At 50.7% G+C, this 10,036-nt stretch carries 15 protein-coding genes; 9 read left to right on the top strand and 6 right to left on the bottom strand.

The window, feature by feature from the left end; genetic code table 11:
• From GWG54_RS20045 to GWG54_RS21425, 3 genes are all read left to right on the top strand, one after another.
• The coding region (locus GWG54_RS20045; RefSeq protein WP_245242894.1) for a hypothetical protein at positions 1–305 on the top strand (305 nt) is incomplete at its 5' end.
• Entirely contained in the window at positions 302–541 is a 240-nt protein-coding gene (locus GWG54_RS20040; RefSeq protein WP_167939406.1) for a resolvase, read from the top strand. The genes GWG54_RS20045 and GWG54_RS20040, both read left to right, overlap by 4 nt.
• 45 nt (positions 542–586) lie before the next feature.
• Positions 587–913 carry a hypothetical protein gene (locus tag GWG54_RS21425; protein WP_167939405.1) on the top strand — a complete coding sequence of 109 codons (327 nt, stop codon included), beginning with the start codon at positions 587–589 and terminating at the stop codon, positions 911–913.
• Between the two features lie 14 nt (positions 914–927).
• Here the strand turns inward: GWG54_RS21425 and GWG54_RS21420 are convergent, their stop codons facing one another.
• Entirely contained in the window at positions 928–1,185 is a 258-nt protein-coding gene (locus tag GWG54_RS21420) for a HalOD1 output domain-containing protein (protein ID WP_167939404.1), read from the bottom strand.
• A gap of 154 nt (positions 1,186–1,339) precedes the next feature.
• Here GWG54_RS21420 and GWG54_RS20025 point away from each other — a divergent pair, with 154 nt between their 5' ends.
• Positions 1,340–1,543 (top strand): AbrB/MazE/SpoVT family DNA-binding domain-containing protein, encoded by a 204-nt coding sequence (locus GWG54_RS20025; RefSeq protein WP_167939403.1) that lies wholly within the window; start codon positions 1,340–1,342, stop codon positions 1,541–1,543.
• 49 nt (positions 1,544–1,592) lie between these two features.
• Here the strand turns inward: GWG54_RS20025 and GWG54_RS20020 are convergent, their stop codons facing one another.
• Positions 1,593–2,837 carry an RNA-guided endonuclease TnpB family protein gene (locus tag GWG54_RS20020; RefSeq protein ID WP_167939402.1) on the bottom strand — a complete coding sequence of 415 codons (1,245 nt, stop codon included), beginning with the start codon at positions 2,835–2,837 and terminating at the stop codon, positions 1,593–1,595.
• 3 nt (positions 2,838–2,840) lie between these two features.
• On the bottom strand, positions 2,841–2,969 hold the full coding sequence (locus GWG54_RS21235) for a hypothetical protein (protein WP_280842122.1): 129 nt from the start codon (positions 2,967–2,969) through the stop codon (positions 2,841–2,843).
• 52 nt (positions 2,970–3,021) lie between these two features.
• Between GWG54_RS21235 and tnpA the strand changes: the two genes are divergently transcribed.
• Positions 3,022–3,420 (top strand): IS200/IS605 family transposase, encoded by a 399-nt coding sequence (tnpA, locus tag GWG54_RS20015; protein ID WP_167939401.1) that lies wholly within the window; start codon positions 3,022–3,024, stop codon positions 3,418–3,420.
• Between the two features lie 666 nt (positions 3,421–4,086).
• Positions 4,087–5,145, top strand: a complete 1,059-nt coding sequence (locus GWG54_RS20010; protein WP_167939400.1) for a phosphatase — start codon at positions 4,087–4,089, stop codon at positions 5,143–5,145.
• Between the two features lie 93 nt (positions 5,146–5,238).
• Here GWG54_RS20010 and GWG54_RS20005 read toward each other — a convergent pair whose 3' ends face one another.
• The gene (locus GWG54_RS20005; protein ID WP_245242892.1) at positions 5,239–6,180 is read right to left on the bottom strand and encodes a mechanosensitive ion channel family protein; all 942 of its coding nucleotides are present in this window, start codon (positions 6,178–6,180) and stop codon (positions 5,239–5,241) included.
• Between the two features lie 109 nt (positions 6,181–6,289).
• Between GWG54_RS20005 and GWG54_RS20000 the strand changes: the two genes are divergently transcribed.
• The gene (locus GWG54_RS20000; RefSeq protein ID WP_167939399.1) at positions 6,290–6,565 is read left to right on the top strand and encodes a PadR family transcriptional regulator; all 276 of its coding nucleotides are present in this window, start codon (positions 6,290–6,292) and stop codon (positions 6,563–6,565) included.
• A 1,015-nt stretch (positions 6,566–7,580) separates the two neighbouring features.
• Positions 7,581–8,003: a hypothetical protein gene (locus tag GWG54_RS19995; RefSeq protein ID WP_167939398.1), complete on the top strand. Its 423-nt coding sequence runs from the start codon at positions 7,581–7,583 to the stop codon at positions 8,001–8,003.
• 134 nt (positions 8,004–8,137) lie between these two features.
• Here the strand turns inward: GWG54_RS19995 and GWG54_RS19990 are convergent, their stop codons facing one another.
• Positions 8,138–8,335 (bottom strand): hypothetical protein, encoded by a 198-nt coding sequence (locus GWG54_RS19990; protein WP_167939397.1) that lies wholly within the window; start codon positions 8,333–8,335, stop codon positions 8,138–8,140.
• Positions 8,336–9,334: 999 nt separating this feature from the next.
• On the opposite strand from GWG54_RS19990, the gene GWG54_RS19985 reads away from it, so the two are divergent.
• Positions 9,335–9,604 carry a helix-turn-helix domain-containing protein gene (locus tag GWG54_RS19985; protein ID WP_008422168.1) on the top strand — a complete coding sequence of 90 codons (270 nt, stop codon included), beginning with the start codon at positions 9,335–9,337 and terminating at the stop codon, positions 9,602–9,604.
• A gap of 58 nt (positions 9,605–9,662) precedes the next feature.
• Here the strand turns inward: GWG54_RS19985 and GWG54_RS19980 are convergent, their stop codons facing one another.
• Entirely contained in the window at positions 9,663–9,926 is a 264-nt protein-coding gene (locus GWG54_RS19980) for a hypothetical protein (protein WP_167939396.1), read from the bottom strand.
• Positions 9,927–10,036: the final 110 nt, after the last annotated feature.

The following is a 10,036-nucleotide window of genomic DNA, read 5'->3' as shown; positions in this document are numbered from 1 at the left end:
AATCCGTAATCGGCATCATTCGTCCTTGCCACCGCCTACGTCATGCTCCTACTTCAACGTGCAAAGCTGAGTACTTGAGTAAGGTTAAACCAGAAATGCCAGAAACTACCGTCTCCGTGACCGAGTCAACGACGACTAACCCCGACGGCGACGACTACCATCGGAAACAGTACCGGACTACGATTCCGAAAGATCTCGCCGAGTTCTTCGACATGGATCGGGAGACCACCCTCGAGTGGAAGGTCGGCAGCGCGAGTAACAAACTGGAGATCACTGTTCACGACAATAGTAAGGATAACCCATGAACAGAAACAGCGAGGGCGTCGTCTACGTCCAGAAGTCCCCACCACTGGAATCAGACGACGTCCTCACACTTGGATATGTGCAGCTCTCACAAGAATCTGACCACTCGATCACAGCTCAGAAGCGAGACAGTCGGGACTACTGTGCTGACCGAGACCTCGAACTCCTCGGGATCCTGAACGAAGAGACCGGAACCAGTGGCTTCAACGAGACCTGCCAGAAGTACGACGAGCTCTAGTGCCTCGTTCGGGAGGACGACGTCTCGGCTGTCGTCGATCGGGACTTGTCTCGCCTCTCGAGGGATCAGAACGACCGGATCAGACTACTGCTCTCGGTAGATGAGCGCGGCGTCGACCTCCATTCGGTCGAACGTGGCCTTGTGGATACGGCCGACTATAACCTCGCTATCGAGGCCGCCATGGTCGCGAGTCACGACGTCGGGAAACGCAAAGAGATCGAGCGAGCGAAACAAGAGACCGAGCAGCGCCTCGAAAAGGCTACTATCAGGGACGGCCACCTACGGGCTCATGTTCGACGACGCCGGCAAGCGCCTCGTTCCTGGAGCGAAGTTCGACGTTGCTGTTCGTGTCGATTAGGAGCCATTATATAATACCTCTCATGGATCTAGCAATAGGAAATAAATAACTTATCGCTAGTTAGCTGGACTATATATCTATTAGTTTGAAAAGAGACTGAGGGATTGTTACTATTGGACATAAAAGAGTCAAGTGCTACAGGGTCTGTATGATTCGATAAGTTCATCGAAAGGCTTGTCGGTTCAACGTTCTCAATCGACGAAATTGCACGAACAATAACTATACTTGGACGGTTGGCAGACCAATCGCAATCTACAGAAATCAATTTCTCATCAGAATTGTCCATGAGTATTGGTACCATCATACACTACTTAGGTCTTGTTACTTTGTCAGAATCATACTAACAGACTTCGGCCCCTCTGTAATCATTTCACCTCGAATTAATCGCTATTTATCCGTAACATATATTATTTTCGGGTTTCGTATAATATTATAATAGAATGAAAGAAACAACTGTTTCTGTGACCGAATCAACTACGCCAAATCCTGATGGTGAAGACTATGAGCAGGTTCAGTATCGAACAACCATTCCGAAAGACATCGCTGAATCCCTTGAGATGGATCGGAATACTACCCTCGAATGGGAAATAGGGGGTGAAAGTAACAAGCTAGAACTCACTATTCATAACAATATTACAGATTAGTATATGGCTCGCACCTCGTCAATTCTGATTGAGTGAACGTACCCCGCGGTCAAGCCGCGGGGCTTCCTGCTTCCACGACGTGCTTTGCATCCACCCGCCCTGAATGACGAGTAAACGCAGGGAGCACAGTCTGCACAGGCGTTGATTCGGACCGTCCCGGCCCTACATGAAGAGATAGTTTGTTGAGTCCCCTGTCGAGGATGTTCTTTGCCGCGTTCAAGTCGCGGTCCTCCGTGTGACCGCACGCCGGGCACGAATGTTCCCGTACCCATAGAGGCTTGCTCGTTTCGACGCCACACTCGTTGCACTCTTTCGTCGTCCCGCGAGCATCGACCCGGACGACGTGCGTTCCGTGCAACTCGCCCTTGTATTCGAGTAGGTCGAGAAATCGAGACCACGCGGCGTCCTGTTTGTTCTTCGCCGACTGTGACGTTTCGAGCATCGGCTTCACGTCGAGGTCTTCGACCGCCACCACGTCGTATTCCCGAACGAGCCACGTCGAAAGCTTGTGCTGGAAGTCGAGCACCTTCCACCGGATTCGCCGCTTCGCTTTGGCGACCTTCCGACGTTGGTTCTCCCAGTTCGCCGACCCGCGTTGCTTGCGGTCGAGCGACCGTTGCTCTTTGGCGTAGTGGTCGTATTCGCCGGAGAGGTCCAAGCACTCGACCGAAAGATCGTCGGACGTGTGGATGTACGACTGTATCCCGAGATCCACGCCGACACAGTCGGCGGGATCGATCTCGTCCGGATTCGGTTTGTCCGGCGTTTCGACTTCGATCACAAGGCAGGCGAACCACTCGCCGGTCCGTTCCTTCTTGAGAATCGCGCGTTTGACGGTCTCGGTGGCCGGCAGGTCGCGGTGGGCACGAATCGGTATCTCGCCGATTTTCGAGAGAGTGAGCGTACCGAAGTCGTCGTGGTCCGTCGTGTGATTGACGTTGAAACCTTCTGACTGGTACGCTACCGACCGCACTTCGCCCTCGCCCTGCCACTTGAGCTGCCCGGTCTTGCGACCGTTCTTCCGGTGCTCTTTGAGCACCTTCAGGTCCTTGTGAATCTGACTCACCGTCTGTTGAGCGGCATGGGCTGATACGTCCTTGAACATCGACCACTTCCGTTTCCACTCGGTGAGCTTGCGGTGTTGGTCGTAGGCGCTCGGACGGTCGTTCCGGGGAGCGCGGTAGTAGTCTCGGACAGCGTGGTTGCGAATCTGCCGGTGGATGTTGATGTGCCGCCACGCTTCGCTCGCGGTATCGTCGTCGGGATACGCGCGAAAGCGAAGCGTGAGGTCCATCAGTTACTCTCCCTCTTTCTCGCGCTGTTCGCGGATGGCTTTCTGAAGCAGTCCGCTCGGGGAGAGATGTGGTTGGTCGTCCAACCACTCTCCGAGGTCGTCTGATACGGTGACAGTGTATCTCCTGACCATACTCATAGAACGTACTGGAACGTATTAAGGGTGTTGGGCACGTACTGGTAGGATGGATGTACGTCACGGAAACCACGCCGTCTATACAATCAACTATCACTTCGTGTGGTGCCCGAAGTACCGGCACGCCGTACTGGATTTGATCGAAGCCCCGCTTGAGCGGAGTATTCGAGGAGTTTCCGAACGGTACGGGTACGAGATCCTCTCGTTGCATATCGCCCCGGATCACGTGCATCTGTTTCTCTCGGCACACCCGAAGCACGCGCCGAGCGAAATCGTCCGAACGATTAAGAGCGTCACCGCCCGCGAGATGTGGGAACAACACGAACCGTTGCTTGAACAGATGTTCTGGGGCGGTGGTTTCTGGGAACGTTCGTTTTACGTGGGGACGGCAGGAGAAATGAGCGGGCGGACTGTGGAACGATACATCAACCGCACGGAGCATGTTTGAATCGCACTTACGCGATTCACCCTCGGGGTCAAGCCCCGAGGCACTCTCGCTGTATTTTCTGTAGATTCTACAGCTAGGTGTTATTTTGGAGATCATTTCAGTGATAACAGACTTCTTAACGATCAACGTTAATCTGTATTGTATGTTCTGTTCAATAGACTATGTGCTCAAAAATTGAATGCAGAGAGTCACGGAAGGGGGAAACCCAGTAGGATTCCCCATTCAATGTGGCTGCTGATATTTCCACACAACGAAAGTGTGAGGCGATCTTCGTCTCCTTCTGTTCGGTGTATGTCCGATGGACGTTCTCCAGATTGAGGGGGTGCGTATCTGGAACTGTCTCGAGTTGCAAGGATGAGTTGTCCCTGCATGAAATCATCAGACATGGTATTACATAACTATTTGGGTTGCGGGGGTCTGCAAGAGAAAAAGACACTCACCACACATAGAACTCGAAAGCGAGTACGACTCACAGGTGGCGTGTTTATTATTTTCAATTTGATGCTAGAATCAATAACAACACCCGTCAGCCATCCGTCTGACAATTGAAGAATTTTAAGAAACACCCATACATAGCACGCATGGGTTTTATACCCATGACATTAGATTTTAGAGACACATCTAGTGGCTGAGACTGTCTCTAGATGTAATTCAAGGTAATCAGCAATGACAACTCAAGAATCACTTATCCGTAGTACAACACTTCAAGTAGAGGTTCCAGATTTCCTTCAAGATACGATTGCAAATATTATCGCGTTCATCCCAGCGATCATCGGTGCCGTCATTATCCTCCTGATCGGCTGGGTCCTTGGTCGTATCTTCGGGGGAATTACTACCCGAGTTCTTGAAAAGATCGGGCTCTCAGATCATGCCCGACGTACACCACTCGAGAACGGACCCGATACTGAAGGGAGTATTGCGAGTGCGATCGGAACACTTGTCGCTTATATTGTTTACTTCTACGCTGCACTCGCTGCAGCAGACGTGCTTGGAATCGAGATTCTTTCAGAATCCCTCTCAGAGATCGGTGCGTTCCTTCCTGTTATCTTCTCAGCAGCGGTTATCCTTGTCATCGGGTTCATCATTGGACAGCGACTCGGAGATATTGTCGCTGAAATTGTTCGCGGTTTTGGACTTCGTACCTATATCCGAGGAACACCGCTGGAAAATGTAACGACTTCCGCTGGCGGTATCGGAACTGCTGCCGGAAAACTCGTTGAATACGCAGTGTATTTCTTTGCACTGTTGACTGCAGCGGATACGCTCGGTATTACGGCACTTTCCCAACTCTTGAATGACTTTGCGGCGTTCGTCCCCGCACTGATTGGAGGTCTACTTGTGCTTGTTGTTGGCGTCTTCATCGCGGACGCCCTCGAGGATATTGTTGCCAGTGTCGATGCAAGTCGCCTTACAACACTGGCCGGCATCGGAGTCAAGCTCCTCATCTACTATATTACCATCACAATTGCACTGGATACGATCGGATTCAGTACAGCCGTGCTGACGACGCTCTTCACGGCAGCAGTGACAGCGTTCTTCGGTGCGCTTGGTGTTGCGCTGGCACTGGCGATTGCTATTGGTGTTGGCTGGGGCAGCAAGGATTACGTCGCAGAAAATATCGACGACTGGATGGCCAATGTCCGACGTAGCATCTCTGAATTGGGCAAGGAAACCGACACCCGATCAACTGATGACTACGGCTCATCCGACCCAACTAGCGACTAATAGAGGTACTCAGTAATCACATCAAGACCATCTTTTTGGCATCGAAAATAACTGCGAAGTAGAGACCGCTGAATAAGCGGTGGTGAAAAGTGCTTACTCGGCCGAACCACCCACGCGATTCGTTTCTTGGACATTATCTAACGTGACACCGCCGGTCAATTCTGTATGGGGGTACGGCATATCGATGCCTTCTTCGTCAAACCGGCGTTTGACAGCTTCTCGGAAGGCTGCCTTGATTGCAACGGCACTATGTTCTCGAGGAGAAATCCACACACGCCCTGTCAGTACAACTGCTGAGTTCCCAAGCGACGTGACTGGCGCGGCTGGTTCAGGGTCTGCAAGAACTCCCTCCAAGTTCGAAGCAACATCAATTATCGCTTCACGTGCGATCGTAATGTCATCATCATACCCAATACCAAAATCACAAGAGACGCGCAGTGACTCGTTTGCGACGTGGTTGACCAGAACAGCGTTCGCTAACTGGTTATTTGGAACAGTCACTAATTCGTTATCGAAAGTCTCTAATTGCGTAACACGAAGGTTGACTGCTTTCACAATTCCTTCATTGCCATCCCATTCAATCCAATCACCGACCTTGAACGGTTCGTCTTTAATAATGAATATCCCAGACGCAAAATTACTCAGCAAGTCCTGTGCTGCAAAGCTCAGGCCAAGTGCTAATGCACCAGACAGAGTCGCAAACGCGGTCAGTACCGCACCGAAGCCAGCAACCGTAGCAGCTACTGCGACTGCTGCAATCAATACGAGAATACTGACAACACTCACTGCTAAGCTCACAAGTCCCGCCTTGAGACCACGTGATTGCAATGACTGGCGAGTAGCCCTGACAACCACCTTCTTGCCGATGATGTATGTCAGAGCAAACATTACGAGGAACAACAAAACAGTCGTTACAACGCTAATGACTGCTGGGCCGTATTGAGAGACGACCTCATTAGCACTTGTTGGAAGTTCTGTTTGGAGTATTGTATAATCCATTCCAATCCTGAATAGATATCCAATCTTTATCAGCATTGTGAAGACCGTAGCTAAACAACAAGTACTATCACCTTTGAATTATATCCTAACAATGATTATCACATTCAATAGATATAATAAGGAGTGATTAGATATATGAGTCATCATGGAGGATTTTACAGGATTTCAGCGAGACTTGCTATATGTCATTTCAGGTGCTAATCAACCATCTGGTCAGGATATCAAAGATGAGATCGAATTATACTACAGTAAGGAGATTAACCACGGTCGACTGTATCCTAATCTTGATACACTTGTCAATAAGAAACTCGTCGAAAAGGGGGAACTCGATCTCCGGACGAACTACTACGCGATCACCGATGAAGGAAACAGAGCCATTCAAGAGCGCCAGGAATGGGAATCGCAGTACGTCAACTTCTAACTTAGACAGAGAATTCACGAGAGTTTCAGTGCTGTTGTTGTCTTGGATCTCGGTGCGGAGACCTTCGTATTTCATCTAATTAATGGGAATTGTGACAAAAAGGATTTAGGTACATGCTGCTCTCAAACTATACAAGATTCGTATATCGAACCAGTATCGCATATGTAAATGAAACAAAGATAGCTGCGAATCCAAACCCGTATAGTAGTGCGACGATTGGATCAATCACAGCCATTCTCCCGTCTCATCGTACTTGAATAGAATGACATCAATTACTTTGGATTGAGTGGCGAAAACGACTTACATCCACACAAACAGCCACCTCGAGATCCAATGGGTAAAATTTTCCCGCTATTAGTTTTTACCGCAGCATACGCTTTTCCACAGTCATCACATGTAGCGAGCAGATTGTCTTTTTCAGTCATGGATTGTGTAAATCATACATGATAAATAATATTATGGGATGTAACACTACTTGCTTTCCATATCTAGTAACTCTATATATCTAATTCCAGAAGACGTCAATTATTAGTTGTGCTAGTTTTGTCCTTTCATGCATGTGTGTGTATCCCACCAAGCCGTAGAAAGATACTATAATAACAGAAAGCTACTACTGGTACGGTCACCACCACCACCTACCACTCCACCTTCACAAGACCGTACCACTCTCTAGCACTCTACCTGGTAAAGACGAGACCTCAGTCGAGATGATCAGTGCAACTTCTCGCTGGCGTGGCCAACGTGGTGCTTGAGGAATTGGACGATCACTCTCCAAACGCTTCCACTATAATTCCATGTACACTTTGAACAACCAACAATCGCAGGAGCGTCTGTACTCATGGTCTTTGCTGGATCGTATTCATTGGTCCGTGTCATTACCTGTTACTTAGTAAAATGAGTGACAACTATAATGGATCTCTTCCGGCAGAAATTATTAGCGGAACTCAACGAAAGAGTGAGTTAGTTGTCCAATCTCCCACAACCAGTCCCAGGGTGGTAGAAACCCAGACAGGGAGTGAAACTCACAAGGGATCAGAATGACCGGATCAGACTACTGCTTTTGGTAGATGAGAGCGGCATCGATCTCCATTCAGTCGAACGTGGCCTTGTGGATACGTCCGACTATAACCTCGCGATTGAGGCCTCCATGGCCGCGAGCGACGACGTTGGGAAACGCAAAGAGATCGAGCGAGCGAAGCGAGAGACCCAGTGGCGTCTCGAGAAGGGCTACTATCAGGGACGGCCACCCTACGGACTCACGTTCGACGACGCCGGCGAGCGCCTCGTTCCTGGAGACAAGTTCGACACCGCCGTTCGGGTTCTCGTGCTACGAGACGCCGACTACTCCTATTGGGAGATCACCGACGAGCTCGAGCCCGCTAAGTCGACTGACGGTCGTATCCTTGATCGCCGGGAGCAGTACGAGAAGTTTCGATAAACCACGAGCGACGACATTTTTTCCGAGGCTTCCGTTCAGTAGTGACTGCTCACCTCGCTCTTACACAAAGCTACGGAAAATTAAAACACGAGAGAACGGATCTCTACCTTACGGCTGGGGAATTTAAAAGAGAATCAGTCGTCAACCGGTCGGTCCTCGAGGGGGTCTGGCATTTCGTAGTCATCGATCGCCGCATCCAGCTGCTCGGGAGTGCGACCGGTCCCCTCGGTAAGGAACTCGGTCACTCGATTCTCCAGGCCTTCCAGCCCGTCCTCGAAGGACGCAAGTTCCTCGTCGGTTAGTTCGTCGTGGGGTCGTTCAGATCGTGCCATTGGTCAAACCTCTGGAGCAGTTGATCGGCGTTCGTTCGGATGTACGTGATACAGTATCGCGGCGCGTCGGATAAAGGTACGGGCGGAAAGTCGTCTTTCACGCGTACCTTTTCGTTATCGCGATAGACGTCCATATGGAGCCCTTCTTCGGTGATATCGTGACCCATCGGATTCTCCGGCTCGTGATCGAACCGGACCACTTCGGACCACTCATCTCCGGTTGATCGCTCGAGCTGGACCACGAACCGAGTCACGTGACCTTCGGATTTGTCAATCTCAACACGAACACGGGCGTGGGGATACTCTACCCAGTCGAAATATTGGACGTCGTCACCCGCGCCGTTCATGCGTCTCTCGTCTCAGACTCGGCTGATGTGTTTTGCGCTTCGCTCTCGGCGGCGTCGACGACCTCCAAAACGACAGCGACGACGGGCCCCTCGTACCGAGCGAAAAAGAGGATGACCGCGACGGCGAGACCATTGGGTCGGATACTCCCGATTCATACCTCCTTGACTAGCGGGTGTCAGAGACGTCTTCCCGTGGTGTTGATTACAATCACCTCTACAGTGAATTATCTGGCAAGTAGATGTGCCTATTTACCGTCTCTCCTCTTCTGTACAAGCTGGATATACCCATACAGATGATGATTAGATCTAGATTCAGCAGCTAAACCCAACTATAGCGTAGTTCGATGACAACTCACCACAATCCGGCGGTCAGACCGGCTAAGAGAGTCCCTATCAGAAAGACTACTAAGAGAAGTAGGATCAGTACTGCCACCAACAGATTTGGCCAGTTCATTTTTCACCATACTCTGGTTACTCATGGCTGTTAAAGCGGCCGGTGAGTAGTTTCCCAATAGGTATCGGCTGATAGAGTTAACTGCACCAGAATACTATCGAGAAAAATTCTCCGGATAGCCTCAGTGGGCAATGAATATGACCATAATGCATTTCCGGATGAAAAATATTATCACTCTGCATCCGGAACGGTGTAGTAATGAGTGCATCAGAAGCGTTTCGACAGGACGCAGAACCACGTGGAACTTGGGACGACATCCGCGACCTGCCTCCGAGTGCTAAACTCGTTGTAAAGGTCCTCGAGCACAACGATGCGATGACCCAGCAACAACTCGCCGATGAAACGCTGTTGCCCACTCGGACGGTTCGGTACGCGCTGAATAGACTCAAGGACGAGCACGTGATCGATTCGCGCTTTTCGTTCTCCGACGCCCGGAAACGCCTGTACAGTCTGAATATCGAAGCGTAACCGGACAATTTCCGTGGGTTTTAGACGATCGTACGCTGCCACCAACTTCTGTTGGAGGTTAGTTCGCTTTGCTGGCCTGCCAGATCGAGACGGAAGTCTGGACTATCCGTCCCCAGGCCTCGCCGGAATCGGGACCGCTGTTCTCTCGGGGCCTTTCCGCGATCACCGTCCCGCAGTCAGGATAGACATACGCTACCTTGGTCCCGCGCGACTTGCGGACCCAGTCGCCGTCAATGGGACTTGAGTGATCACACCCCCAGCAGTACAGCGTCGCCTTCAGCCCCTCGCGTGCATCGTGGTCGTGACTGACGGAACGAGACATCAGAGGTCAAAAGAAGCTCTCGCTAATAAACGAAGTGGCGTTCGTGCCATATTCGGAAATAGCGATGGCGTCCCGTTCCTCCGTGTAGTGGACGAGACCTGCTTCTGCTA

The sequence above is a fragment of the Natronococcus sp. JC468 genome, from assembly GCF_012163165.1.
Taxonomy (GTDB): Archaea; Halobacteriota; Halobacteria; order Halobacteriales; family Natrialbaceae; genus Natronococcus; species Natronococcus jeotgali.
Note: the sequence above shows the minus strand (reverse complement) of the source record. Positions and strands in the feature narration are given on the sequence as shown.

Excerpts from the sequence above, each read along its gene's own strand:
- GWG54_RS21420 (WP_167939404.1), bottom strand. The coding sequence starts at position 1,185 with ATGGACAATTCTGATGAGAAATTGATTTCTGTAGATTGCGATTGGTCT.
- GWG54_RS19980 (WP_167939396.1), bottom strand. The coding sequence starts at position 9,926 with ATGTCTCGTTCCGTCAGTCACGACCACGATGCACGCGAGGGGCTGAAG.
- GWG54_RS20020 (WP_167939402.1), bottom strand. The coding sequence starts at position 2,837 with ATGGACCTCACGCTTCGCTTTCGCGCGTATCCCGACGACGATACCGCG.
- GWG54_RS21235 (WP_280842122.1), bottom strand. The coding sequence starts at position 2,969 with ATGGTCAGGAGATACACTGTCACCGTATCAGACGACCTCGGAGAGTGG.
- GWG54_RS20000 (WP_167939399.1), top strand. The coding sequence starts at position 6,290 with ATGGAGGATTTTACAGGATTTCAGCGAGACTTGCTATATGTCATTTCA.
- GWG54_RS20040 (WP_167939406.1), top strand. The coding sequence starts at position 302 with ATGAACAGAAACAGCGAGGGCGTCGTCTACGTCCAGAAGTCCCCACCA.
- GWG54_RS20025 (WP_167939403.1), top strand. The coding sequence starts at position 1,340 with ATGAAAGAAACAACTGTTTCTGTGACCGAATCAACTACGCCAAATCCT.
- GWG54_RS19985 (WP_008422168.1), top strand. The coding sequence starts at position 9,335 with ATGAGTGCATCAGAAGCGTTTCGACAGGACGCAGAACCACGTGGAACT.
- GWG54_RS20005 (WP_245242892.1), bottom strand. The coding sequence starts at position 6,180 with ATGCTGATAAAGATTGGATATCTATTCAGGATTGGAATGGATTATACA.
- GWG54_RS20010 (WP_167939400.1), top strand. The coding sequence starts at position 4,087 with ATGACAACTCAAGAATCACTTATCCGTAGTACAACACTTCAAGTAGAG.
- tnpA (WP_167939401.1), top strand. The coding sequence starts at position 3,022 with ATGGATGTACGTCACGGAAACCACGCCGTCTATACAATCAACTATCAC.
- GWG54_RS19990 (WP_167939397.1), bottom strand. The coding sequence starts at position 8,335 with ATGGCACGATCTGAACGACCCCACGACGAACTAACCGACGAGGAACTT.